Annotated in this window: 23 protein-coding genes; 16 read left to right on the top strand and 7 right to left on the bottom strand. The window is 71.0% G+C overall.

All coding sequences use genetic code 11. The features are described from left to right. Positions 1 to 49 precede the first annotated feature (49 nt). Positions 50 to 1,489 carry an NADP-dependent phosphogluconate dehydrogenase gene (gndA, locus tag ACN6LB_RS34220; RefSeq protein WP_445029229.1) on the bottom strand — a complete coding sequence of 480 codons (1,440 nt, stop codon included), beginning with the start codon at positions 1,487 to 1,489 and terminating at the stop codon, positions 50 to 52. Positions 1,490 to 1,996: 507 nt separating this feature from the next. Here gndA and ACN6LB_RS34215 point away from each other — a divergent pair. The 6 genes from ACN6LB_RS34215 (at position 1,997) to ACN6LB_RS34190 (ending at position 9,520) form a co-directional block, all read left to right on the top strand. After that, complete coding sequence (locus ACN6LB_RS34215) at positions 1,997 to 3,133, top strand: SagB/ThcOx family dehydrogenase (protein ID WP_445029228.1); 1,137 nt, start codon at positions 1,997 to 1,999, stop codon at positions 3,131 to 3,133. Then, positions 3,130 to 4,287 (top strand): alanine racemase, encoded by a 1,158-nt coding sequence (locus ACN6LB_RS34210; protein ID WP_445029227.1) that lies wholly within the window; start codon positions 3,130 to 3,132, stop codon positions 4,285 to 4,287. Before ACN6LB_RS34215 ends, ACN6LB_RS34210 begins: the two co-directional genes overlap by 4 nt. Positions 4,288 to 4,361: 74 nt before the next feature. Continuing rightward, positions 4,362 to 5,738 carry an MFS transporter gene (locus ACN6LB_RS34205; protein ID WP_445029226.1) on the top strand — a complete coding sequence of 459 codons (1,377 nt, stop codon included), beginning with the start codon at positions 4,362 to 4,364 and terminating at the stop codon, positions 5,736 to 5,738. A gap of 4 nt (positions 5,739 to 5,742) precedes the next feature. After that, positions 5,743 to 7,026 carry a trans-sulfuration enzyme family protein gene (locus ACN6LB_RS34200; protein WP_445029225.1) on the top strand — a complete coding sequence of 428 codons (1,284 nt, stop codon included), beginning with the start codon at positions 5,743 to 5,745 and terminating at the stop codon, positions 7,024 to 7,026. 16 nt (positions 7,027 to 7,042) lie between these two features. Further along, positions 7,043 to 8,200: an OsmC family protein gene (locus ACN6LB_RS34195; RefSeq protein WP_445029224.1), complete on the top strand. Its 1,158-nt coding sequence runs from the start codon at positions 7,043 to 7,045 to the stop codon at positions 8,198 to 8,200. Between the two features lie 105 nt (positions 8,201 to 8,305). After that, complete coding sequence (locus tag ACN6LB_RS34190; RefSeq protein WP_445029223.1) at positions 8,306 to 9,520, top strand: transglycosylase family protein; 1,215 nt, start codon at positions 8,306 to 8,308, stop codon at positions 9,518 to 9,520. On the opposite strand, the gene ACN6LB_RS34185 is transcribed toward ACN6LB_RS34190, so the two are convergent. Beyond that, positions 9,510 to 10,697: a DMT family transporter gene (locus tag ACN6LB_RS34185; RefSeq protein ID WP_445029222.1), complete on the bottom strand. Its 1,188-nt coding sequence runs from the start codon at positions 10,695 to 10,697 to the stop codon at positions 9,510 to 9,512. The genes ACN6LB_RS34190 and ACN6LB_RS34185 overlap by 11 nt on opposite strands. A 228-nt stretch (positions 10,698 to 10,925) precedes the next feature. Between ACN6LB_RS34185 and ACN6LB_RS34180 the strand changes: the two genes are divergently transcribed. The 4 genes from ACN6LB_RS34180 to glgC all read left to right on the top strand — a co-directional run bounded on the left by ACN6LB_RS34180 (position 10,926) and on the right by glgC (position 14,602). After that, positions 10,926 to 11,669 (top strand): (2Fe-2S)-binding protein, encoded by a 744-nt coding sequence (locus ACN6LB_RS34180; RefSeq protein ID WP_445029231.1) that lies wholly within the window; start codon positions 10,926 to 10,928, stop codon positions 11,667 to 11,669. Next, entirely contained in the window at positions 11,656 to 12,000 is a 345-nt protein-coding gene (locus ACN6LB_RS34175) for a hypothetical protein (protein WP_445029221.1), read from the top strand. Before ACN6LB_RS34180 ends, ACN6LB_RS34175 begins: the two co-directional genes overlap by 14 nt. Before the next feature lie 108 nt (positions 12,001 to 12,108). Further along, positions 12,109 to 13,272 carry a glycogen synthase gene (gene glgA / locus ACN6LB_RS34170; protein WP_356141886.1) on the top strand — a complete coding sequence of 388 codons (1,164 nt, stop codon included), beginning with the start codon at positions 12,109 to 12,111 and terminating at the stop codon, positions 13,270 to 13,272. Between the two features lie 109 nt (positions 13,273 to 13,381). Next, entirely contained in the window at positions 13,382 to 14,602 is a 1,221-nt protein-coding gene (gene glgC / locus ACN6LB_RS34165) for a glucose-1-phosphate adenylyltransferase (RefSeq protein ID WP_356141841.1), read from the top strand. A 31-nt stretch (positions 14,603 to 14,633) separates the two neighbouring features. On the opposite strand, the gene ACN6LB_RS34160 is transcribed toward glgC, so the two are convergent. Continuing rightward, entirely contained in the window at positions 14,634 to 15,086 is a 453-nt protein-coding gene (locus ACN6LB_RS34160) for a GNAT family N-acetyltransferase (protein ID WP_445029220.1), read from the bottom strand. A gap of 53 nt (positions 15,087 to 15,139) precedes the next feature. After that, on the bottom strand, positions 15,140 to 15,334 hold the full coding sequence (locus ACN6LB_RS34155) for an antitoxin (RefSeq protein WP_445029219.1): 195 nt from the start codon (positions 15,332 to 15,334) through the stop codon (positions 15,140 to 15,142). A gap of 307 nt (positions 15,335 to 15,641) precedes the next feature. Between ACN6LB_RS34155 and ACN6LB_RS34150 the strand changes: the two genes are divergently transcribed. Together ACN6LB_RS34150 and ACN6LB_RS34145 are read left to right on the top strand one after the other, a co-directional pair. Beyond that, a complete protein-coding gene (locus ACN6LB_RS34150) occupies positions 15,642 to 16,970 on the top strand; it encodes a wax ester/triacylglycerol synthase family O-acyltransferase (protein ID WP_445029230.1) in 1,329 nt (442 codons plus the stop codon). A gap of 135 nt (positions 16,971 to 17,105) precedes the next feature. Continuing rightward, complete coding sequence (locus ACN6LB_RS34145) at positions 17,106 to 18,620, top strand: SDR family NAD(P)-dependent oxidoreductase (RefSeq protein WP_356141848.1); 1,515 nt, start codon at positions 17,106 to 17,108, stop codon at positions 18,618 to 18,620. A gap of 12 nt (positions 18,621 to 18,632) precedes the next feature. On the opposite strand, the gene ACN6LB_RS34140 is transcribed toward ACN6LB_RS34145, so the two are convergent. Beyond that, entirely contained in the window at positions 18,633 to 19,439 is an 807-nt protein-coding gene (locus ACN6LB_RS34140) for an SDR family oxidoreductase (RefSeq protein ID WP_445029218.1), read from the bottom strand. A 25-nt stretch (positions 19,440 to 19,464) separates the two neighbouring features. Then, positions 19,465 to 20,061: an HD domain-containing protein gene (locus ACN6LB_RS34135; RefSeq protein WP_445029217.1), complete on the bottom strand. Its 597-nt coding sequence runs from the start codon at positions 20,059 to 20,061 to the stop codon at positions 19,465 to 19,467. A 165-nt stretch (positions 20,062 to 20,226) separates the two neighbouring features. Between ACN6LB_RS34135 and ACN6LB_RS34130 the strand changes: the two genes are divergently transcribed. Beyond that, positions 20,227 to 20,661, top strand: a complete 435-nt coding sequence (locus tag ACN6LB_RS34130) for a VOC family protein (protein ID WP_445029216.1) — start codon at positions 20,227 to 20,229, stop codon at positions 20,659 to 20,661. A gap of 64 nt (positions 20,662 to 20,725) precedes the next feature. Here ACN6LB_RS34130 and ACN6LB_RS34125 read toward each other — a convergent pair whose 3' ends face one another. Further along, positions 20,726 to 21,940 (bottom strand): MFS transporter, encoded by a 1,215-nt coding sequence (locus ACN6LB_RS34125; RefSeq protein WP_445029214.1) that lies wholly within the window; start codon positions 21,938 to 21,940, stop codon positions 20,726 to 20,728. A 65-nt stretch (positions 21,941 to 22,005) separates the two neighbouring features. Here ACN6LB_RS34125 and ACN6LB_RS34120 point away from each other — a divergent pair, with 65 nt between their 5' ends. The 3 genes from ACN6LB_RS34120 (at position 22,006) to ACN6LB_RS34110 (ending at position 23,566) form a co-directional block, all read left to right on the top strand. Further along, positions 22,006 to 22,401 carry a MerR family transcriptional regulator gene (locus ACN6LB_RS34120; RefSeq protein WP_356141860.1) on the top strand — a complete coding sequence of 132 codons (396 nt, stop codon included), beginning with the start codon at positions 22,006 to 22,008 and terminating at the stop codon, positions 22,399 to 22,401. A 276-nt stretch (positions 22,402 to 22,677) separates the two neighbouring features. After that, the gene (locus tag ACN6LB_RS34115; protein ID WP_445029213.1) at positions 22,678 to 22,965 is read left to right on the top strand and encodes a DUF3303 family protein; all 288 of its coding nucleotides are present in this window, start codon (positions 22,678 to 22,680) and stop codon (positions 22,963 to 22,965) included. A gap of 424 nt (positions 22,966 to 23,389) precedes the next feature. Next, the gene (locus tag ACN6LB_RS34110) at positions 23,390 to 23,566 is read left to right on the top strand and encodes a hypothetical protein (RefSeq protein ID WP_356141863.1); all 177 of its coding nucleotides are present in this window, start codon (positions 23,390 to 23,392) and stop codon (positions 23,564 to 23,566) included. Positions 23,567 to 23,574: the final 8 nt, after the last annotated feature.

Here is a 23,574-nt window from a genome sequence, read left to right as displayed (position 1 = left end):
GGTGGCCCGGTGCACTGTGCGTGCACCGGGCCACCGTCATGCGGCATGACTAGCTCTCGACCTCCGAGCGGTCCCCGCCCCACAGCGTGTGGAACGAGCCCTCGCGGTCCGTACGGCGGTAGGTGTGCGCCCCGAAGAAGTCCCGCTGGCCCTGGGTGAGGGCGGCGGGCAGACGCTCGGCGCGCAGGGCGTCGTAGTAGGCGAGGGCCGCCGAGAAGCCGGGCGTGGGGACACCCTGGCGGGTGGCCGCGACCAGGACCTCGCGCCAGTCGTCCTGCGCGGCGGCGATCTCCTGCGCGAAGGTGTCGTCGGACAGCAGGCTCGGCAGGTCGGGCCGGGCGTCGTAGGCAGCCCGGATCCGGTCGAGGAACGCGGCGCGGATGATGCAGCCGCCGCGCCAGATGGAGGCGACGGAGCCGAGGTCGATGTTCCACTCGTACTCGTCGCTGCCCGCGATGATCTCGTGGAACCCCTGGGTGTACGACACGATCTTCGAGGCGTACAGCGCCTGCTCCACGCGGTCGGCGAACGCGGCCGCCTCCGACTCGCCGAGCGGCGACGCCTTCGGCCCGGCGAGCCCGCTGGAGGCCTCGCGCAGTGCGGCGTGCCCGGACAGCGAGCGGGCGAAGACCGCCTCCGCGATGCCGGACACCGGCACGCCGAGGTCGAGCGCGATCTGCACGGTCCAGCGGCCGGTACCCTTCTGCTCCGCCCGGTCCTGGACCACGTCCACGAACGGCTTGCCCGTCGCCGCGTCCACGTGGGAGAGGACCTCGGCGGTGATCTCGATGAGGTAGGAGTCGAGCCGGCCGGTGTTCCAGGTGCGGAAGATGTCCGCGATCTGCGCGGGGGAGTAGCCCGCCACGTCGCGCAGCAACTGGTACGCCTCGCCGATCAGCTGCATGTCGGCGTACTCGATGCCGTTGTGCACCATCTTCACGAAGTGACCGGCGCCGTCGGGCCCGACATGGGTGACACAGGGCGAACCGTCCGCCGCCTTCGCGGAGATCTTCTCCAGCATCGGGCCGAGGGATTCGTACGACTCGGGCGAGCCGCCCGGCATGATGCTCGGTCCGAGCAGCGCGCCCTCCTCGCCGCCGGAGACGCCCGTGCCGACGAAGTGGATGCCCTGCTCGCGCAGGGAACGCTCCCGGCGGCGGGTGTCCGCGAAGTGGGCGTTGCCCCCGTCGATGATCATGTCGCCCGGCTCGAGCAGCGGCGCGAACTCCTGGATGACCGCGTCGGTCGGCTCACCGGCCTTCACCATGATCACCAGGCGGCGCGGGCGCTCCAGCGCCGCCACGAACTCCTTGGCGGTCTCGGCCGCGACGAACGTGCCCTCCTCGCCGAACTCCTCCACAAGAGCGTGCGTCTTCGCCGCCGTGCGGTTGTGCACGGCGACCGCGTATCCGTTGCGGGCGAAGTTGCGGGCGAGGTTGCGCCCCATCACCGCGAGTCCCGTGACGCCGATCTGGGCTGAAGTGCTCATACCGTGGCTCCTATAGCTCTGGAATCGGTGGTGCGTGTCGTGCATGTGCTGCTTGTCCTGCATGTGCCGCGTGTCGTGCTGTTCGTACGTGTGGCTGTCGCGCCGGTCGTGCCTGGAAGTATTGCCCCACCGGCCATCCTGACCTGCCGTGGGGTTGTACGCAGAAGAACCCCGGGAAGCCTCAGCGGCGCGGGGCCCTCGTTCAGCGGCTGGTTTCGGCCATGCCCGTGACTGCCGGGAGCGGCAACTCGGTGCGGCGCACCGGCAGGATGCCCCCAATCGGCAGCTTTCTTCAGCCGGCGGCATCTTCTCCATTCGCTCTGGACATGACATCCGTCGTTCAACTAGCGTCTGCCGCATCCCGAAATTGCATTCTCGACGAAATGGAGTCCCCATGCGTGAGGGAATTGAAATCGAATTCGAGGACACCGCATTCGAGTCCTTGATCGAGGACGAGTACGCGGCCGCCCAGACCTGTCAGATTCCAACGGCCGCCTGATTCACGCCATGCGCCTTCGCGTATCACGCCTCTGCGTCTTCTTCTGGCGCAATGGGCAGTTGGTCTGCGACGATCCGGTGCGGCACCGCCAACTGGCACTGAGTTCCGGTGCCCGGCGGTTGCTGCACCGGTTCGCGGACTGGACCGACGCCGAGTCCGCCGAAGACACCGGGTCTTCGCTCATCAGACAGCTGGTCGAACGAGGTGTCCTCGTCGAGGAGGGTTCCGCGGAACATCTCTTCGAAGAGCGGCGGGGACCGTGGGCGCAATGGGGAACCGCGGCGACGTATTACCACCTGGCGAGCCGCAATCTCCACGACGAGAAATTCGCCTCCGCGGCCGAGGACACCGCATGGCTGCGCGAAAGCCTGCCGGATCGTCCGCAGCCGTCGGCCGTCAAGGAATACCCGGACGCCGAGCGCATTCTGCTGCCGCGCGGCGACGACACGCTTCTCACGGACACCGACCTCGCTCACGTATTACGCACCCGACGCTCCACGCGCAGATTCGACGCCGGCCGGCCGGTGACCGAAGGGCAACTGGCCTCCCTGCTGCGCTGGGTCGGTGGCCCGTTGCACGAGGTACGGCCCGAGGGCTTCCAGCCCGCCATGCTCAAGGCGAGCCCCTCGCCCGGCGCCCTGCACGCCGTGGAGATCTACCCGGTGGTGCTGAACGTCGAGGGCGTCGCCCCCGGGATCTACCACTACCACTCCGCCGCCCACGCGCTGGAGGCACTGACACCGGGTGCCGTCGACCGCGAGCGGATCGTCGAATGGTGCGGCGACCAGACCTACCTCGGCGACACCGGGGTGCTCCTGCTGTACACGGCGGTGCTGGAACGTACGGCCTGGAAGTACCGCACCGGGCGCGTCTACCGCACCCTCTTCATGGAGTTGGGCCACTTCAGCCAGACCGCCTACCTCGTGGGCACCGCGCTCGGCCTCGGCATGCTGTTCACCGCGGCGACCCGGGACGCCGCGATCGAGGACGCCCTCGGGCTCGACTGGACGAAGGAGATCCTGTTGGGACTCAACGGGGTGGGCATACCCGCCGAGGACGAGGCCGACCGCCAACGGGCGATGCTGTCCGGCGGGCCCACGGGCTTCTCCTTCGCCAGGGACGCGTGGGACGGACGCGACGCATGAACCGTCCCGGCGCATTCGCGGCGCGCGGCGATTCCGCGGCCGACGCGTACGGCGCGAACAACGTCCCTCCCCCCGTCGTGGCGGCATACGTCGACGTCCAGCGCCTGGAGCGCAACCTCCGGCGCTTTCACGGCCTCGCCGCCGCGCACGGTCCGGTCGTACGTGCCCATGTGAAGGCCCACCGCACGGTGGAGATCGCCCTGCGGCAGGCACGGGCGGGCGCCGTCGGCATCGCCGTGAACCAGGTCGCCCAGGCCCGGCAGTACGTGGCCGCGGGCATCACCGACGTCGTCATCGCCCACCCGTGGCGCGACCCCTGGCGCTGGCCGCTCATCGCGCGGCTGGCCCGGGACTGCCGGGTCGCGGTGCACGTCGACCGCCCGGAGTCCGTCGCCGGGCTCGCCGCGGCGGCCGCCGCCGAGGGCAGCGTCGTGGGCATCCGGATCCAGTTGGGCACCGGCGACGACATCACCGCCACACCCGACGGCGACCTGGTCGCCCTCGCCCGCGCGGCTGCTGCCGCCCCGACCCTGCGGCTCGACGGCATCACCGGCTACCAGGCCCTGACCACCACAGAATCCGCCGCGGACCGCGCCGCCGTCGGCCGGTTCGCCGCCGAGTACGCCGTGCGCGGCGCCGCACTGCTGCGGGCGCACGGGCTCGACTGTCCGACGGTCACGGTGGGCGGCACCCCCACCGCGGAAGGCGCGCTGGCCGTACCCGGAGTGACCGAGGTGTGCGCGGGCGCCTACGCGTTGCAGGACGCCGGGATGGCCGCGATCGGGATGTGCGACGCCGACGACGTGGCGGTGACGGTGGCGGTCGAGCCGGGCACCGGGTCCTTCACGGACGGCGACGTCGACCTCGACGCCTACCCGTATCCCTGGCAGACCGCGGGCGAACGGACCCGGCGCCCGGCCTCCGGGCGGGTGCACGTCCTGCCTCCGCACGTCTGCGCCCTGATGCCGCAGATCGATCACGTGACCGCCCGCGAGCAGAAACGGCCCGACACCACATGGCGCGTACGGAACCAGATGGACGAGCCGGATCAGGCGGACCAGGCAGATCAGGCGGACCAGCTGCGCGAGACGGATCGAACGGATCGCCCCGAGCGGACAACTCCCGTACGGCGGACGGGCGAAGCGGCGGGATAGCCGGGGCAGGGGGCCCCGGAGACGTCCCGTCCGGTGCAACCGCAACCGCGCCCGCGGCCCCCTCGCGCCTCTCCGTGCTGCGCATCCCCGCCTACCGCTGGTTCTTCCTCGGCCAACTCGCCTCGGCGTTCGGTGACTTCCTGGTCGCGCCGGCGCTTGCGTTCGCCGTGCTCGGGCTCACCGGGTCGGCCGCCGACATCGGGTTCGTGCTCGCGGCGCGGACCGTCCCGCTCGTGCTGCTGATGCTGGTCGGCGGTGCGCTCGCGGACCGGCTGCCGCGGCATCTGGTGATGATCGGCGCGGACGTGGTGCGGGCGGGTGTGCAGGCGGCGACGGCTGCGCTCGTCCTGTCGGGCCAGGCGCAGATATGGCAGTTGATGGCGCTGCAGGCCGTGCACGGCTCGGCCACCGCGATGTTCACTCCGGCGGTGTCCGGGCTGCTCCAGCAGACCGTGCCGCCGCCGCAGCGGCAGGCCGGCAACGCCCTGCTCGCCATGCAGCGTTCGGCGGCGTTCATCGCGGCACCGCTGGTCGCGACCGTGCTCGTGGTCACGGTGGGGCCTGGCTGGGCGATCGGCGCCGATGCCGTGACCTTTGTCGCGAGCGCGGTCTTCCTGAGCAGGCTGCGCCCGCTCACCGGCCCCACTCGGAAGGCGACGAAGGCGACGACGGCGACGAAGGCACCGTCGGACAAGTCCGACAGGAGTGACGCCCAGGTGGCGGCGCCCGCCGCGCGCAACCTCGCGCGCGATCTGCGTGAGGGCTGGCGGGAGTTCCGTTCCCGTACCTGGGTGTGGTCCCTGATCTCCGCGGCGTCGCTGACCAACGCCTGCTGGTCGGTGTTCTCCGTCCTCGGACCGGCGCTGAGCGAACGGGAGTTCGGCGGGCCCGAGGCCTGGGGCCTGGTCCTGACGGCCTTCGGCGCCGGGGCGGTGAGCGGCGGTGCGGTCGCGCTGTATGTACGCCCGCGCCGGCCACTGCGGTTCGCGGCGCTGTCCGTGTCGCTGTTCGCCGTGCCCTCGCTCGTGATGTCGCAGGTGTCGTCGGCGGTGCCCGTCATGGCCGGGGCGTTCCTCGGCGGGCTGGGGCTGATGGTCTTCAACCCCCTGTGGGAGACGGTCCTTCAGCGGGAGATCCCCTCCACCGCCCTGTCGAAGGTCAGCGCGTACGAATGGCTCGGGTCCTACGCGATGCAGCCCGTCGGCATGGCCCTCGCCGGACCGGCCGCCGCGCTGTGGGGTGCCCGGCGCACGATGCTGGCCGTCGGCCTCGCCCACCTGGCGATCAGCCTGGCACCCCTGGCCGTACGGGACGTGCGGAATCTGACGGACGCGGGCGAGCACACCCCCGCACCCGCACCAGCACCCGCACCCGATCTCGCATCCGCGGCCGCTCCTGCCGCCGTACCGACCGCCGCTCCCACGGCCGTACCCACCGAGAGAAAGGACTGACACGATGGCGAAGTCCCAGGGCAACGCTCCGGGCGCCGGGCACAACCGTCCCTGGACGGACAGCTTGCAGCGCGGCCGGGTGCCCGGCCCGCGGCTTCCCCAGCAGCGGGTGGTGGACGGCAGCGGACCCAGCACGCGCAGTGTGCACGCGGGGACCTACGAGGACCCGATCACCGGCGCGGTGGGCACCCCGGTGTTCCAGAGCACCACGTTCGCCTTCACGGAGGACACGTACCAGGCGTTCGACCAGGGGCACATCCGCGACGTGCCGATCTACGGCCGCTACGGCAGCCCCAACCAGTGGTCCGTGCAGGAGAAGATCGCCTCGCTGGAGAACGCGGAGAGCGCCCTGATGTTCTCCTCGGGCATGGCGGCGATCACCACGACGCTGCTCGCGCTCACCAACAAGGGCGGCCACATCGTCAGTTCGCGGGACGTGTACGGCGGCACCTTCAACCTGCTGCGCGAGGACATGCACCAGCTGGGACGCTCGGTGACCTTCACCGACCCGACCGATCTGGACGCGATCCGTGCGGCGGTGCGCGACGAGACCCAGGTGCTGTTCTTCGAGACCCTGACCAACCCGCTGCTCAAGGCAGTGCCGCTGGCCGAACTGGGCGCGCTGGCAAGGAAGTTCGGCCTGCTGCTGGTCGTCGACAACACCTTCCTCTCGCCGGTGTGCCTGCGGCCGCTGGAGCACGGCGCCCACATCGTGATCCACAGCGCCACCAAGTACCTGAACGGCCACAGCGATGTGACCGCGGGTGTCGCCGCTGGATCACGCAAGTACGTCGACCGGATCTGGTCGCAACTGCTGAAGTTCGGCGGCTCCCTGGACGCCATGATGTGCTTCCTGCTGGAACGCGGGCTGAAGACGCTCGCCCTGCGGATGCGCCGGCACAGCGAGAACGCCACCGCGCTGGCCGCCTTCCTCGCCGAGCACCCGGCGATCCGGGCCGTCCACCACCCTTCGCGCCCCGAGTACCCCTACCCGTGGCTGCACGAGCTCTGCTCCGACGGCTGGGGCGGCATGGTCGCGTTCGAGCTGCACGGCGGGGACGAGGCGGCTCTGAAACTCCTCGACCGGCTGGAACTCCCCGTCGTGGCCACCAGCTTGGGCGGCGTGGAGTCGCTGGTGAGCCTTCCGTTCAACACCTCGCACAGCTTTCTGACGTCCCGTCAGCGGCGTGAAGTGGGCATCGAGCCCGGGCTGGTGCGCTTCTCGGCCGGCATCGAGGACACCGACGACCTGCTCGCCGACCTCGACCAAGCGCTCTCCGGACTGTGACGAAAGGCCTTCAGACATGCGCAACGGACTGAACATCACCGGTGTCTCGGAGACCGTCCACGAACTTCGCGAGCACCCCGAGGAGGCGATCGCCGACTTCGCCGTCGAGGCGCCCGCCCGCACCGACGAGCACGGCATCTCCAGGGCCAGGGCCCTCACCCTCCGCGTCGGCACGATCAGGGTCGCGCGCGACTTCCACCTGGAGCAGCGGTCGTTGGCCGCGCCCGACGACGGCACGCCCACCCCGTACGAGTCGGCGCTCGCCGCCCTCGGGGCATGCGTACTGATGACCAAGGTGAACGGCTACACGGCCCGCGGGGTGACACTCGGCGCGCTGCGCGTCACCGTACGAGCCGACCTCGCGCTCGACGAGGACGGCCGCCCGGCCCAGGGCGCCCCGCTCGGCAACCTCGCCTGGCACTGCGACCTCGACTGCGACACGCCCGCCGACACCGTCTCCTCGGTCAACCGGCTCGTCACCGCCTTCAGCCCCAACCACCGGGTGTTTCTCGACGAGTCACCGATCAGTGCCGCCGTGCGCGTCCGCCGGAGCGACGGCACCGTTCTGGACCTTCCGGTCGACTGGGCCCCTGAGCCGGCGCCTCAGCCCTCCTCCGTGTGCTCCGTGGAAGCCGAGGTCGTCTGGGAGAACGGCTCCGAGGCGGTCTACCGCACGGCCCTCACCGTCGACGGCGTACGACGTCTCTCCGACCCCCTGATCGCGGACCAGCCCAAGCAACTCGTCGGCATCGACAAGGGCCCCAACTCCCAGGAGATCCTGCTCTCCGCACTCTGCGGCGAACTGGCCACCCTGATCCAGGCGGAGGTCGGAACGCACGTGGGTGCGGAGCTGCGCGATCCGGTCCTGCGGGCCGACGGCCGCCTCGACACCCGCGGGATGCTCAACGTCCACCGGGAGATCTCCAGCAGCTTCCACAACCTGACCGTCCGGCTCGCCCTCGACAGCGACGCACCCGAACCCGCGCTACGAGACCTGCTGTCGCGTGCGATGTCCCGCGCGGTGCTGCCCGCCACCCTGCTCACCGCGCTCCCGATCGCGGTCACGCTGGCACACGGAGACGCACCCCAACTGGCCTATCACAGCACCGTGGAGGACGCGGAAGGCATCCGCGACGAGGTGACACGACGGCAACGGGAGGCCGCGAACGCGTAGTTGAGCGTCGGCGACGAGACACGAGAGGCTGATTGTGCTCTTGTCGTGGCCTGTTCGAAGCGCTTATTTTTGCGGCTCCTGACGCATTGTCGAGGGGGCATCCGCATGGCCGTACGGGGTCGGCACCGCCGGTATCAGCCGAACAGGATCAACCGCGCCTCACTCACCGTCACGGCCGGCGGCGCCGGAATTGCACTCCCGCTCCTCGCGCCCGGCGCCGCCCACGCGGCCGACGTGGACACCTGGAACAAGGTCGCCGCCTGCGAATCCAGCAACAACTGGAGCATCAACACCGGCAACGGCTACTACGGCGGGCTGCAGTTCACCCAGTCCACCTGGGAGGCGTACGGCGGCACGGCCTATGCGCATCGCGCGGATCAGGCCACCAAGGACCAGCAGATCGCCGTCGCCGAGAAGGTGCTCGACGGACAGGGGCCCGGCGCCTGGCCGGTCTGTTCGGTCCGCGCCGGACTCGCCCGGGGCGGCGGAGCCCCCCACATCAGCACGTCCGGCACCACCACACAGACCACCAAAGAGACCGCGACGAGCAGGGACACACGGACTCCCAAACGCTCCGTGCGCGACGTACAGCCGCAGACCACGCCCCAGTCGCAGGCGGGCACGGCCGAGATGTACACCGTCGTCCACGGCGACACGCTCTCCGGCATCGCCGACTCCCGGCAGGTCCAGGGCGGCTGGCAGCGGCTGTATGCCGCGAACCGTACGACCGTGGGTTCCGACCCGGACCTGATCCTGCCCGGCCAGCGGCTGAGCCTGCGCGGCAAGGCGCCGACGGCCCACCCCAAGGACACGACGTCCGACACGTCCACGACGAAGAAGACGAAGAAGTCCCCGGTCAAGGAGACCAGGGACACCAAGGACACCAAGAAGCACACCGACAAGGTCACCACGACCCACACCCTGGTCGCCCCGGTGAACGCCGCGACCGGCACGCCGTACCGCGCCGCCGGCTCGTCCTGGTCCAAGGGCTACCACACGGGCGTCGACTTCCCGGTGCCGACCGGCACCACGGTGAAGGCGGTCGGCGCGGGCCACGTCGTCAGCTCGGGCTGGGGCGGTTCGTACGGCTACCAGGTGGTGATACGGCACTCGGACGGCCGCTACTCGCAGTACGCCCATCTCTCCGCGATCTCCGTGAAGGCCGGGCAGAGCGTGACGACCGGCCAGCGCATAGGCCGCTCCGGGTCCACAGGCAACGCCACGGGCCCGCATCTGCACTTCGAGGTGCGGACGGGGCCCGGCTTCGGTTCCGACGTCGATCCGGTCGCGTATCTCAGGGCGGGCGGCGTCAGGATTTGACGCGCGTGCGGTGCCGGTCCAGCAGTGGGGTCGGGACGTAGGGCCCGCCGTAGAACGGTGCGTAGTAGCGCGGTACGTCGTCCAGGGACGGGGCCGGGACGGACGGGACCTTGGCCCCGTCGTCGTCCTGGTCCGCGCCGTCGTACGCCGCGTCCGGCACTGTGCCCGGCACCGTCACCGAGGCCGTCGCCGGTGCCGGAACGGTCACCTGAAGTTGTGCCAAGGCGTCTTCAAGCGCTGTCGAGGCAGTCGCCGCGGACTGGGCGGGAAGCCCGGCGAGCAGTTCCTTCGCGGGGGGCGTGCCCGCCGGGAGGGCGGCGGGTGCGGTCGTTGCCGTCGTGCGCTGCGGGGTGTCCAGCCGCTCGGTCGTGAGCAGGATCAGGCCGCCCGCGGCGACGACGCCGCAGCCCAGGGCGAGCATGGTGCCCGTCGCTCCGTAGCGGAAGGTTTCGCCGAACATCGTGATGCCGACCGCCGCCGCCATCATCGGGTTCACCACCGTCAGGGTGGCCAGCGGGGCCGCGAGGCCGCCGCCCCGGTAGGAGGCCTGCGACAGGAGCATTCCGGCCGTGGCCAGGACGCCGATGACGCCCAGGCTCGGCAGGTCGGAGAACGTGACGTGGTTCGTCCAGTCCACCGCGACCGTCTTCGTGAACACGGACGACATACCGAAGGCGATACCCGACGCGACCGCGAGGAGCACGCTGCGCACGGCCGGGTGGCGGTGCGCGGCACGGCCCGCGACCATCAGCGCCACCACGGCGCCGCCGCTGACCACGGCCAGCAGCACGCGCTGGGGGTCGCTCAGGGACCGTGCGTCGGCCGTACCGACCAGGGACAGCAGGCCCGCGAGGCCCACCGTCGCCATGATCGCGCCCCGCCATGCGGTCGCCCCGGCCTTGCGGCCGACGAAGAGCGCCGCCATCGGCAGCGCGAAGACGATGGTGAGCGCGCCCAGCGGCTGGACCAGGCTCAGGGGGCCGTAGGCGAGCGCCACCACGTGCAGCAGCCCACCGAGGCCGTTCAGCGCCACGGCGGCCCACCAGCTGGGCCTGCGCAGCGGCGCGTACGTCTGGTCCGGGGAGGTCACCGCGACCTGTTCCTGGACGATGGCACCGCCGGCGTACGCGACGGCGGAGACGAGGGAGAGCAGCACGGACAGCGTCAGAGCGCTCATGTGTCCCTCCTCTGCGTACGGCGTGGGCGGCGGGCCCGGCGCGACGAACGGTCGGCTTGCATAGCAACAACGATGCCCTGCGAATTCCTTCACGTCGTCGTACCTGAGCAGGCATTGGGTCCTACTGCCGATGGAGTAGGACACGCGCCTCGTCCTCCCCAGGGTGGGTGACAGCACGGCCGGGCCCGCCGGTGGAAACCCCTAGGGGGCTTGGTACTACTGCTCTTCGTGGACCTCGACCCGGATCTCTCAGCACTCGACTCGCTCGGTGGCTTCTTCGTACTACGCACGGCAGTATCGCCACAGGGCGCTCAAGCAACGCTTGAGAAGGCCTATACGACCTCTCGAAGCGACCCGGACGGGGACGTTTATGCGGATCCGATGACTTTCCGGGTCCGCAAAGTCGCACAAAGTCTGCGGGCCCCCGAGGACCGGGTCGCGGCCTCGATCGCGCACCAGGCGCTGGCCGCCCGGCTGTGGTCGATCGCGCTCGGCTCCGCCGCGCTGTTCGGCCGGGTGCCCGACCTCGATGCGCGGCTGCTGCACTGGAATCCGGACGCCGGCGCGCCCGACGACCTGTGGCCGGCCGAGGTGCGCATGCTGCCCGCGGCGGCGATCGGCGACGTCGTACAGGAAGGTCATCTCGCCCCGCTGGCGGCGGCCCTGCGCTCCCGGTACGGCGTCTCGGCGGGCCTGTTGCGGGGCAACTCGGGCTCCGCCCTGGCGGGCGCCCTGCGTCAACTCGACCGCTGGGCGTCCGCCAACCGCCGCGCGGACGTGGCCGACCGGGCCCACGAGATCGCCGCCGGGCTCTTCACCCACCCCGAGCTCGCCGGCACCCTGGACCCCACCACCCTCCGCCGCCGCAGCTGCTGTCTCTACTACCGCCTCCCGGGCGGCGGCCTGTGCGGCGACTGCTGCTTCGACCGCCGCCCGCAGACGAGGAATCCGGGCGCCGATGCACGGCCTTGAGTTCATCGCCCTGGGATTCGTGCTCGTCGCGGCCGGACTCCTGTGGCGGGGACGCGCCGTGCGGCCGCTGTCGGCGAAACGCGCACGGGCGGCGCTCGCGCGTGAGCACTCCCGCCATCTGCTGCGCGCCGCGGACCTGGCGATCGCCCGGGCGCGCCGCAGCGCCGCGCCCGACGAGCCCGTCATCATCAGGATCGACGACGTGCTCGCCACGGCGCACCGGCAGTTCGGACACCCGTGCGGGTCACGGGAGGAGGCGGCCGCGGCGCTCCGGCAGCGCTACGAGGCGCGGGGATGCCGCTCCGACTGCATGACGGACGCCTTCGACTGACCGCCCGCGCGCGGACGCCGACCGCGCGTTCCCCGGGTCGCGGTCTTCCCCCGCCGCCTCATCTGGGTGACCATGAAGAGCACCAGCCGCTATGACGGGGGGTTCTGTGTGCGAGTGGGACTGCTGAGCCGGGAGTATCCGCCCGATGTGTACGGCGGTGCGGGGGTCCACGTCGAGTTCCTCGCCCGGGAGCTGCGCTCCCTCACGGACCTGGACGTGCACTGCTGGGGCGAGGTCACCGCGTCGGAGCGAGCTGCCGGCGTCGTCCGCCACCGCCCCTGGTCCGCGCTCGACGGGGCCAACGACGCGCTGCGCACTTTCTCCGTGGACCTCTCCATGGCGGCCGGTCTCGAAGGCCGCGAGCTCGTCCACTCGCACACCTGGTACGCCAACCTGGCCGGCCACTTCGGCAAGCTGCTGCACGGCATCCCGCACGTGATGACCGCCCACTCGCTGGAGCCCCTGCGCCCCTGGAAGGCCGAGCAACTCGGCGGCGGATACGCCCTGTCCAGCTGGGCCGAGCGCACCGCGATCGAGGCCGCGGACGCCGTGATCGCCGTATCCGGAGCCATGCGCGAGGACATCCTCACCTGCTATCCGGCGCTGGATCCGGCCAGGGTGCGCGTCGTCCACAACGGCATCGACACCGCCCTGTACCGGCCGGACCACGGCACGGACGTCCTCGCCCGCATCGGCCTCGACGCCGACCGCCCGTACCTCCTGTTCGTCGGCCGTATCACCCGCCAGAAGGGCGTGCCCCACCTGCTGCGCGCGGTCCGGGACATCGACCCGGACGTCCAGGTGGTGCTCTGCGCGGGCGCCCCCGACACCCCGGAGATCGACCGGGAGTTCCGCGAGCTCTTCCAGGAACTGAGCGGCGTACGCCAGGGAGTGCACTGGATCCCGCAGATGCTGCCGCGCCCGGATGTGATCCAACTCCTCACGCACGCCGCCGTGTTCGTGTGCCCTTCGGTGTACGAGCCGCTGGGCATCGTCAACCTGGAGGCGATGGCGTGCGGCACGGCCGTGGTCGCCTCGCGGGTCGGTGGCATCCCCGAGGTCGTGGACGACGGCCGCACCGGTCTGCTCGTCGACGTCGACGACGACTTCGAGGCGCACCTCGCGCGCGCCCTCGACGCGGTGCTCGCCGACCCGGAGGCCGCCCGACGCATGGGCGAGGCCGGACGGCAGCGCGCGGTGGGGGAGTTCGGCTGGGACGCGGTGGCCCGGCGCACCGTCCAGTTGTACGAGGAGATCCTCAAACCGGGGTAGTCACCGGGCAGGGCGTATGACCGGGGCAGCCATCGGACAGGCGTGTTTCGGAAGCAGCGGCCGGGCCCCCAGGCGGGCGCGGCCCGACCGGGCGTAGAGGGGCGGCGGCATGCGGCGCGGTGGACCTTCGGTGCTGGGAATCGTACTGGCGGGGGGAGAGGGCAAACGGCTCATGCCCCTCACCGCCGACCGCGCCAAACCCGCGGTCACCTTCGGCGGAACGTATCGCCTTGTCGACTTCGTACTTTCCAACCTCGTCAACGCCGACGTCCTGCGCATCTGCGTCCTGACGCAGTACAAGTCGCATTCCCTGGACCGTCATGTGACCACGACCTGGCGTATGTCGAGCCTGCTGGGCAACTACGTGACCCCGGTCCCGGCGCAGCAGCGCCTCGGCCCGCGCTGGTACCTGGGCAGCGCCGACGCGATCCTGCAGTCGCTCAACCTCATCCACGACGAACAGCCCGACTACGTCGCGGTGTTCGGCGCCGATCACGTCTACCGCATGGACCCGCGGCAGATGCTGGCCCAGCACATCGAGGGCGGCGCGGGCGTGACGGTGGCCGGCATCCGGGTGCCGCGCGGCGAGTCGTCGTCCTTCGGCGTGATCAGCCCCGGCTCCGACGGCCGGACCGTGGAGGGTTTCCTGGAGAAGCCCAGCGACCCGCCGGGCCTGCCGGACGACCCCGAGTGCGTCTTCGCCTCGATGGGCAACTACCTCTTCACCACCAAGGCCCTGATAGAGGCGCTCCAGCGCGATGCCGAGGACCCCGACTCCGTGCACGACATGGGCGGTTCGATCCTTCCCATGCTCACCGACCGGGGCGAGGCGCAGCTGTACGACTTCAGCGAGAACCACGTGCCCGGCGAGACCAGCGGTGACAAGGGCTACTGGCGCGACGTCGGCACCCTCGACGCGTACTACGACGCCCACATGGACCTGATCGCGGAGCGCCCCGCCTTCAACCTCTACAACCGCCAGTGGCCCGTCTACACCCACTCCGGGCAGCTGTCGCCGGCCCGCTTCAACGCCGGCGGCATAGCCAGCGAGTCGATCATCAGCGCGGGCTGTCTGATCCGGGGCCAGGTCTCCCGGTCGGTGCTCTCGCCGGGTGTCCGTGTCGATCCGGGCGCCGTCGTCCAGGGCTCGGTCCTGCACGACAACGTCCGTATCGGGCGGGGCGCGGTGGTGCGGGGCGCGGTCCTGGACAAGAACGTCGAGGTGCCGCCGGGCGCGACGATCGGCGTCAACCCGGACCGGGACGCCGAGCTGTACACGGTGTCGGCGGGCGGGGTGATCGCACTCGGCAAGGGGCAGCGGGTGTCGTAGCCCGCGGTGGGTAGCTGACGGCTCGCGGCGGTCAGGGCGCGGTCGAGGAGGCCTCGCGCACCATGAACACGTCCACCGCGTCCTCGGTCTCGACGGTGAACCCGTGCCGTTCGTACAGGCGCCGGGCCGGGCTGCCCTGCAGGACGTTCAGCCGGACCCGGGTGCCGTCGTGGTCGCAGCGCTCCACGAGGCCGCGCAGCACGGCTGAGCCGACACCGAGGCCCTGGAGGTGCGGAGCCAGGTAGAAGTGTTCCAGCCACTGGGCGTCCTCGGCCGGGCGTAGCGCGACGCAGCCGGCGAACGCGCCGGCCACCTCGATCACCCGGGTGTGCGCCGGCGCGAACTCGTCCCGCAGCCGTTGTCGTACCCGTCGCTCGTCGTACCGCCCCAGCCGTTCCAGATCGGCGCGCAGTACCACGGCCCGCAACGCGGCCACCGCGTCGACATCCGCCGCCGAAGCGGGCCGAGTCTCCCAATCCGCCATGATCGCGATGCTACCGGGCGGCACTCGGCGGCCGCCCGGCCCACTTCCGCGTCCTACTGCTGGGGCGGGCGGTCCTCTCCGCGGTTCCTTCCCAGCTCGTCCTTGAGCCTGTCCTGGGCCGTGTCGACCTGGCCGCTGTACTTGCCCTGGGTGCGGTCGTCGACCATGTCACCACCCTTGTCGACGCCCTTGCCGACCTGCTCTTCCTTGCCCGACAGCATTTGCTTGAGCTTGTCCATCACAGACATGGGGTCTTCCTCTCGTTGCTGTGCGCCCTCCCCTTCTGGTCCAGGATCAGGGCTCATCGCGAGGACTGCATCCGGACGTGGCGCGGTGGCGGACGGAAGCACTCCGGTGAGGAGAGGGGAGGGGCGGGAATCGGGCCACGGGTGAACCGGCCCGGTCCACCGGCGCCACGGGCGGTTGGGGCGGACGAGTATCGGTGTGTCTCGGCTTAATCTGCTGTTAACTGTGCGTAGCTTGATCGTACTTGACCGTAATCGCTTGTCGGAGGTTGACTGCTTGCTCACCCGTCGTCGACGCGAGAGCAAGCCTTTGACCTCCGACCTGCTCGCACCTCTCGACCTGGCGTTCTGGAACATCGAGTCCGCCGAACACCCGATGCACCTCGGCGCCCTCGGTGTCTTCTCGGCCCACTCACCCACCGCCGGCGCCCACGCCGCCGACCTGCTCGCAGCCCGCGCCGCCGCGGTGCCCGGGCTGCGGATGCGCATCCGCGACGTCTGGCAGCCACTGCTCCCGCTGGCCTTCGGCGGCGCCACTCGTGAACCGGCGCCCGACTTCGACCCGCTCCAGCACGTACGGCTGCACGCGCCGACGGCCGACTTCCACGCGGTCGCGGGCCACCTCATGGAACGCCCGCTGGAGCGCGGCCGCCCGCCGTGGGAGGCGCATGTGCTGCCCGGCGAGGACGGCACGTCGTTCGCCGTGCTGTTCAAGTTCCACCACGCGCTGGCCGACGGACTGCGGGCCCTGATGCTCGCGGCCGCGCTGATGGACCCGATGGACATGCCGGAACCCCGGCCACGCCCCGCCGAACCGCCGCGCGGCCTCCTTCCCGACGTACGCAAGCTGCCGGGTCTGGTCCGCGGCGCCCTCTCCGACGTGGGCCGCGCCCTCGACATCGGGACCTCGGTCGCCCGCGCCACCTGGGACGTCCGCTCCTCGACCGCGCTCACCTCGCAGCCCACCGGCACCCGCCGCACCGCCGGCGTGGTCGTCGACCTCGACGAGGTGCACCGGATCCGCAAGACCGAGGGCGGCACCGTCAACGACGTCCTGATCGCCGTCGTGGCGGGCGCCCTGCGGCGCTGGCTCGACGAGCGCGGCGACGGCAGCGAAGGGGTCGCGCCACGCGCCCTCATCCCCGTCTCCAAGCGCCGCCCGCGCACCGCGCACCCGCAGGGCAACCGGCTCTCCGGCTACCTGATACGGCTTCCGGTCGACGACCCCGACCCGCTCGCCCGGCTGCGCACGGTGCGCACGGCGATGGACCGCAACAAGGACGCGGGGCCCAACCGCGGGGCCGGCGCCGTCGCGCTGCTCGCCGACCACGTGCCGCCGCTGGGACACCGGCTCGGCGGCCCCGTCGTCGGCCAGGCGGCCCGGCTGCTCTTCGACATCCTCGTCACCAGCGTGCCGCTGCCCAGCCTCGGTCTGAAGCTCGGCGGCTGCCCCGTCACCGAGGTGTTCCCGCTCGCCCCGCTGGCCCGCGGACAGGCCCTGGCGATCGCCGTCTCCACGTTCCGCGGGCGCGTGCACTACGGGCTCGTCGCCGACGCGGAGGCCGTCCCGGACCTCGACCGGCTGTCAGCCGCGGTGACCGAGGAGGTGGCCGCGCTCCTCGCCGCATGCGGGTCCTGACCCCGTCTTGCGGCCCGTCCGTACGTCGGTGATCATGGCGGGTTTGGCTCCTCGGCCTTTCGCTCCGTAAAATTCCGCCTTCGAAAGCGAGCGCGGTTCGAGCGCGGCGCGGAACCCGAGGAACGGCACACGGCGATGACGGTGACAGACGACAGCCAGGCGACCCCCGCCGTGGACACGGCAGAGGTGGCGGCAGCCTCGTACGGTCCCGGTATCGACCCGGAGCGGCTGGCCACCTGCCTCGCCGTGCTCGACGAACTCGACAAGCTGGACGTCGACCACCCCGACGCCATCGCCGTGCGCCGCGCCACCGCGGGCGTCTACCGCACGGTCAAGCAGCGCCGCCGCCAGGACCGCCGGGCCGCCAAGACCGCCCACGACAAGGCGGTCACCGAGGCCACCGCGACCGGCTCCGCCCAGCGCATCGACGACGAGACCGAGGGCCTTCTGCCGTCGTCGGTGACGGAGGAGGGCCGGATCGCCGGGATACTCCAGCGCCCGCGCTCCTGCTACACCTGCAAGACCCGGTACGTGGAAGTCGACTACTTCTACCACCAGCTCTGTCCCGACTGCGCTCTCCTGAACCGCGAGAAGCGCGACGTCCACGCCGACCTCACCGGCAAGCGCGCGCTGCTCACGGGCGGCCGCGCCAAGATCGGCATGTACATCGCGCTGCGACTGCTGCGGGACGGCGCGCACACCACGATCACCACGCGCTTCCCGAAGGACGCAATCCGCCGCTTCAAGGCCATGGACGACTCGGCGGACTGGATGCACCGCCTCGAAGTCGTCGGCATCGACCTGCGCGACCCGGCGCAGGCCGTGGCCCTCGCCGAGCGGGTCGCCGAGGCGGGCCCCCTCGACATCCTGATCAACAACGCGACGCAGACCGTACGCCGCCTGCCCTCCGCCTACGCCGCCCTGGTCGGCGGCGAGAGCGCCCCGCTGCCCGCCGGTGAACTCCCCGCCCACCACGTCATCGGCGCCTTCAACTCCGGCGCGGTCGACGGCCTCGCCGCGCTGCCCCTCGGCACCAGCGGGCTCGACGCCCAGCAGGTCGCCGACCTCGCCCTGGTCGCGGGCAACGCCAGCGTGGCCCGGCACCTCGACGGCACCGCCATCGACGCGGGCGGCCTGGTGCCCGACGTGGTCGACACCAACACCTGGGTGCAGACCATCGAGCAGATCTCTCCGGTGGAACTCCTGGAGACCCAGCTCTGCAACTACACGGCGCCGTTCATCCTGATCAGCGCGCTGCGCCCGGTGATGGCCGACGCCGCCCGGAAGGCGAACAGCGGACGTGCCTACGTGGTGAACGTCTCGGCCATGGAGGGCGTCTTCGGCCGCGGCTACAAGGGCGCCGGCCACCCGAACACCAACGCTGCCAAGGCCGCCATGAACATGGTGACGCGGACCAGTGGCCAGGAGATGTTCCAGACCGACGGCATCCTCATGACCTCGGTCGACACCGGCTGGATCACCGACGAGCGCCCCCACTACGACAAGCTGCGCCTCGCCGAGGACGGCTTCCACGCCCCGCTCGACCTGATCGACGGCGCGGCCCGCGTCTACGACCCGATCGTGCGCGGCGAACAGGGCGAGGACCTGTACGGCGTCTTCATGAAGGACTACGCGCCCGGCAAGTGGTAGGAGCCCGTGGTTCTAGGGCCGGCGCGCCCGCAGCTGGTCATGGACGGCGTACGCCTGCGCCCCTGAGGTGTGCGCCGCCCTGACCCGGGTGCCGCCGTCCACCAGCAGATCGGCGCCGGTGATCCAGCGGGCCGCGTCCGAGGCCAGCCACAGCACGGCCTCGGCGATGTCGTCCGGCTCGCCGAGGCGGCCGAGGGGGAGCCCGGCGCCGAGCGTCTCCTCGGCCCCCTCCCACACGAAGCGGGCCATCTCGGTGCGGACGAGGCCGGGGGAGACGGAGTTGACCCGCACCTTCGGCGCCAGTTCGCCCGCGAGCTGGCGCGTCAGGTGCAGCAGGGCCGCCTTGCTCGTGCCGTAGGCGCCCACCTGCGGGCCGACGTGTCCGGCGCCCTCGGTGCAGATGTTCACCACCGACCCGCCGTGCTCGGCCATCCAGCCCCGCCAGGCGCACTGCACCAGCCGCAGCGGCGCCTCGACGTTGACCGTGAACGCCTCACGCCAGCCGTCCGGATCGGCGTCCATGAGCGGGCCGTACGGCTGGTTGGTCGCCGCGTTGTTCACGACGATGTCGATCCGCCCGAACTCCCGCAGCGCCAGCCCGGTCAGCTCCCGAAGATGCGCGGGGTCGGCGACCGTACCGGCCAGCCCCACGGCCGCGCCCAGCTCCTGGACGGTCCGCCGCACCGCGCCCGCGTCGCGTGCCGTCACGCACACCCGCGCGCCCGCCCGCACCAGAGCCTCGGCGACGGCGCGCCCGATGCCCCGCGAGGCGCCGGTGACGATGGCGACCCTGCCCTCAAGCCCGTACGGCGACGTCATCCGCGTACCGTCTCATGACGGACCGTCAGTCAACAGCCCCCAGCGGGGAATGCTGGGTAGCGACCAGTTCCAGCACCGTGCGCCAGTCCTCCAGGACGCCGGCGTCCAGGCCGGCGACCCTGGCCGCGTCGTCCGCCTGCCGCAGCGTGATCGCGTCCTCGGCCAGCGGTTCGCGCTCGAACCAGGCCGCCTCCGCCGGCGTCATCGCACCGCCCTGCACCCTCGGGGCCGGCGCGCTCTGCCCGGACAGCCCGCGGCCCGGCGAGGCGGTCGCCAGATACCGTTCGGCGGCGACATGCAGCCGTACGAGCCGGGAGACCCGCTCGCCGAGCAGGCCCCGTACCGCGTCGGCCGCGCGATCCGCGTGCCCCGCGTCGTCGCCCGGCCGCAGCAGGTGCCCGATGTCGTGCACCAGGCCCGCCACCTGGAGTTCCTTGTCGCTGGGACGGCCGCGCCGCAGCAGCGCGGCGGTCTGCAGCGCGTGATCGTGCAGATCGACCGGATCGCCGACGGGTATCCCCCCGCTCGGGCGTGACCGAGAGCGGGGCAGATCCGGGATGTCCCACGCACCCCGGCAGGCGTACAGCAGGTCCATCAGCTCCTCGACGCTGCGCAGCTCCATGCGTCAGTCCTCCCGAGTCCTCGCGCGGGATAAGCCGTTGTCGCGCGCCAGCAGATCATGTCCGCCTTGCGAACCGGCCAACGGCACTTGAACTGCGAACCGCCGCAGCCCAGCCGGGGGTGGGCCCGTGCAGGCGGCGAAAGACCCTGCCCCTATGGTGGACCGATGGCGTCGATCAAGCAGTTCCAGGTCACCTTCGACTGCGCGGAACCGGAGCGCGTCGCTCGCTTCTGGTGCGAGGTACTGGGGTACGTCGTACCCCCGCCGCCCGCGGGGTTTGCCAGTTGGGACGAGTACGACCGCTCCCTGTCGCCCGAGCGTCGGGGTTCGGCGTTCGCCTGCATCGATCCCTCTGGTGTGGGCCCGCGACTGTATTTCCAGCGCGTTCCCGAAGGCAAGGTCGTCAAGAACCGGGTGCACCTTGACGTACGGGTCGGCACCGGGCTCGTGGGCGAGGAGCGACTCGCCGCACTTGAGGCCGAATGCGCACGACTGCTCCCGCTCGGCGCGGTACGCGGGCAACTTCTGCGTGCCGATGGCGAGAACGAGTCGTGCCTCCCGATGCAGGACATCGAGGGCAACGAGTTCTGCCTCGACTGAGAGACCGCGAACGCGGCACCTTCGCGCGTCGACCACGCACGAGGGTGCCCACGAAGCAGCCGAGTCACGGCGCGTCCTGGTCCGTTGTCGCGAAGGCGGGCTTTCGGGTGAGGACGATCACGGTCAGGCTGAGGAGGCCGAGCACTGCCGCGGCGACGGCGTCCGCGGTGATGCCGGCTCGCTGCAGCAGTAGGCCGCCGATGATGCCGCCGAGGGCCATGGCCGCGTTCCACAAGGTCACAAGGATGGCCTGCGCGGTGTCGGCGACGGCCGGGCTGCGTCGCATCCCGGCATGACCGGCCGCGGTCTGGAGGAGCGTGGGCGTACCGCCCCATCCCAGGCCCCACGCGACGGCCGCGACCCAGACGACGGCCTGTGCCGTGGTGACGGCGAAGGCGAACGTGGCGACAGTGAACAGAGCCGCGGCGGTCAGCGCGAGTCCACGAAGGTGTCTGTCGATGTGACGGCCGGTGTACCAGATGCTGACCAGGCCGGCGATGCCGAAGGCCAGCAGGATCGCGTCCACCGCGGTGGCGAGGCCGGCGTGCCGCAGGTACGGCGCGATGTACGCGTAGATGATCGTGTGGCCGAGGACGAAGGTCACGACGACGGCCATGATGGCGGCGACCCCAGGGACCCGGAGCGTCTGCCGGGCGGTCGGCTTCGGCTCCTGGGCTGTTGTGGCCGGCCGGTTGAGGGCGGGAACGCTGAACGCGATCCACCCGAGGACGGCGAGAGTGATCACCGAGACGGCGGCGAACGACGCTCGCCACCCGATCTGTTGGCCGATCAGCGTCCCGGCGGGAACACCCAGCGACAGAGCCAGGGGGATCCCGGTCATCGCGATCGCGATGGCACGTCCCTCCTGACCGGGAGGCGCGATACGCCGGGCATATCCGGCCAGGATCGCCCACGCGAGTCCGGCGGCGACGCCGGCGAGGAACCGGGACACGAGCAGGACCGCGTAGCCGGGCGCGACGGCGGTGAGCGTGTTCGCGACCAGGAAGACGGTCATGGCGCCCAGCAGCAACGGCTTGCGCCGAACTCCCACCGTGGCAGCGGCCAACGGTATGGCGGTCAGCGCCGTACCGGCGGCGTACACGGTGACGGTCTGGCCCGCCGCACCGGAGCTGACTTCGAGAGAGGAGGACATCTGCGGGAGGACGCCCGCCGGCAGGGTCTCGGTCAGGCTGGTGATGAAAACCGCGGTGGCCAGTGCAAGCAGCGCGGACCAGGGCAGCACGTCACGTCTTGTCGGAGAGGCTGTTGTGATCGTCATGCACTGATCGTGAAACCCTCACATTGATGTGATGGTCAAGCTCGGGCCGCGCTACTCTCGGACATGTGCAGATCGGTGAACTGTCCCGCCTGACAGGCGTGTCCCGGCGCCTGCTGCGGTATTACGAGGAGCAGGGCCTGATCGTCCCGGATCGGTCGACGAACGGATACCGCGCCTACGACGCGCGGTACGTGGACCGCGTGAGGCAGATACGCGGTCTGCTGGCGGCGGGGTTGCCGACCCGGATCATCAAGCAGATCCTGCCCTGCCTGGACAAGCCCAGGTCCATCCACTTCCCGGACGCGACCCCGGAGATGCTCGCGTTGCTCACCTCGGAGCGGGACAAGCTCAACGAGCGGATCGAGGTCCTCACCCACAACCGGGACGCGATGACCGAGTACTTGGCCGAGGTGGAGCAGCATCGCGCCCCGCTCGCGCCGGGCCGACTGGGCAGTGCCTGAAGCAAGTTGCTTCCCGGACAAGACGGTCCGCGGTGGGGACGAACACATGCGTGCGTGGCCGGGATCGTTGACCGGATTGTCGGGGCGAGGCGCCGGCGGCCGCGTCGGGACGCGATGGCGCGGCGGCGGGCCGCGGTGGGCCGAACCGACTCTCACGCCGCCCGCGCGGTCACCTGCCGGCCCCGTATGGCTCGCTCTGGATGCGAAGGCCGGGGGCCCCTACGACGATCGGCAGGGGCACGGGTGTGCCGACACGCCAACGAGAGGTGGAAGACCATGAGGGTGTTGCTGACCGTCCAGATGGACACCGAGAAGGCGAACAAGGCGATCGCGGACAACACGTTGGGCCAGACCATGAAGTCGGTGCTGGACCGGATCAAACCGGAGGCCGCGTACTTCGGGGCGCAGGACGGAATGCGTACCGGATACATCGTCTTCGACCTGAAGGAGCCGTCCGACATCCCCTCCTTCGCCGAACCGTTCTTCCAGGAGCTCGGCGCCAAGCTGGCCGTCATGCCCGTGATGAACTTCGACGACGTCCAGGCCGGTCTGCAGAAGCTCTGATCGAGCTGACCGCCCTCACGGGCGCCCGTACCCGCCGTGGAGTGTGGTGGCGCGTAGGGGCGCCCCGGGAGTGGGCTGTAACCCGAATGGGTGTCCGTAAGTTACGGATATGCCATCAAATCAGTTTAGATGGCAGGTGGATGGGCGCAGAACGACTCAAAACAGTTACCTCTTGTTTTCAGCCCCATCGAGCGGGCATCCGCTCATTTGGTTACCCTGTACCGGACGGACAGCTCAACTGGGTTCCACCCACACCCACGGTCCGTCCCGGGACATGCCGGTCACCACGGCCTGCTCTCAGCTGAGTTACCGGCGCCACCGCGTCCCTAACTGCTCTCGACCCACATCCGAGTGGGCGTCAGGCGGCCGGCAGCAGACTGGCCCTGCACGTCCCGAGGGTGACCCGACACATAAGGAGTGCGCGGTGACACCGGAGAAGACGAATCGCGATCAGCGCCCCAAGGAACGCACGGAGCGCGCGGGCCGTGGGCCCGACAAGAAGCTCGGCAGTCTCGACGTCTGGGCCAGGTCCGCCCCGATCCGCCTCGCGGGCTACGAGGACGACCTCGCCGAACCCCACATCCTGCCCAGCGTCGACTGAACCCCGAC

This window comes from Streptomyces sp. SAS_270, assembly GCF_052543295.1.
Note: the sequence above shows the minus strand (reverse complement) of the source record. Positions and strands in the feature narration are given on the sequence as shown.

What these genes read in the sequence shown, in the direction of transcription:
- gndA (WP_445029229.1), bottom strand. Translation starts at nt 1,489, where the DNA reads ATGAGCACTTCAGCCCAGATCGGCGTCACGGGACTCGCGGTGATGGGG.
- ACN6LB_RS34215 (WP_445029228.1), top strand. Translation starts at nt 1,997, where the DNA reads ATGCGCCTTCGCGTATCACGCCTCTGCGTCTTCTTCTGGCGCAATGGG.
- ACN6LB_RS34210 (WP_445029227.1), top strand. Translation starts at nt 3,130, where the DNA reads ATGAACCGTCCCGGCGCATTCGCGGCGCGCGGCGATTCCGCGGCCGAC.
- ACN6LB_RS34200 (WP_445029225.1), top strand. Translation starts at nt 5,743, where the DNA reads ATGGCGAAGTCCCAGGGCAACGCTCCGGGCGCCGGGCACAACCGTCCC.
- ACN6LB_RS34195 (WP_445029224.1), top strand. Translation starts at nt 7,043, where the DNA reads ATGCGCAACGGACTGAACATCACCGGTGTCTCGGAGACCGTCCACGAA.
- ACN6LB_RS34190 (WP_445029223.1), top strand. Translation starts at nt 8,306, where the DNA reads ATGGCCGTACGGGGTCGGCACCGCCGGTATCAGCCGAACAGGATCAAC.
- ACN6LB_RS34185 (WP_445029222.1), bottom strand. Translation starts at nt 10,697, where the DNA reads ATGAGCGCTCTGACGCTGTCCGTGCTGCTCTCCCTCGTCTCCGCCGTC.
- ACN6LB_RS34175 (WP_445029221.1), top strand. Translation starts at nt 11,656, where the DNA reads ATGCACGGCCTTGAGTTCATCGCCCTGGGATTCGTGCTCGTCGCGGCC.
- glgC (WP_356141841.1), top strand. Translation starts at nt 13,382, where the DNA reads ATGCGGCGCGGTGGACCTTCGGTGCTGGGAATCGTACTGGCGGGGGGA.
- ACN6LB_RS34160 (WP_445029220.1), bottom strand. Translation starts at nt 15,086, where the DNA reads ATGGCGGATTGGGAGACTCGGCCCGCTTCGGCGGCGGATGTCGACGCG.
- ACN6LB_RS34155 (WP_445029219.1), bottom strand. Translation starts at nt 15,334, where the DNA reads ATGTCTGTGATGGACAAGCTCAAGCAAATGCTGTCGGGCAAGGAAGAG.
- ACN6LB_RS34145 (WP_356141848.1), top strand. Translation starts at nt 17,106, where the DNA reads ATGACGGTGACAGACGACAGCCAGGCGACCCCCGCCGTGGACACGGCA.
- ACN6LB_RS34140 (WP_445029218.1), bottom strand. Translation starts at nt 19,439, where the DNA reads ATGACGTCGCCGTACGGGCTTGAGGGCAGGGTCGCCATCGTCACCGGC.
- ACN6LB_RS34135 (WP_445029217.1), bottom strand. Translation starts at nt 20,061, where the DNA reads ATGGAGCTGCGCAGCGTCGAGGAGCTGATGGACCTGCTGTACGCCTGC.
- ACN6LB_RS34130 (WP_445029216.1), top strand. Translation starts at nt 20,227, where the DNA reads ATGGCGTCGATCAAGCAGTTCCAGGTCACCTTCGACTGCGCGGAACCG.
- ACN6LB_RS34125 (WP_445029214.1), bottom strand. Translation starts at nt 21,940, where the DNA reads ATGACGATCACAACAGCCTCTCCGACAAGACGTGACGTGCTGCCCTGG.
- ACN6LB_RS34115 (WP_445029213.1), top strand. Translation starts at nt 22,678, where the DNA reads ATGAGGGTGTTGCTGACCGTCCAGATGGACACCGAGAAGGCGAACAAG.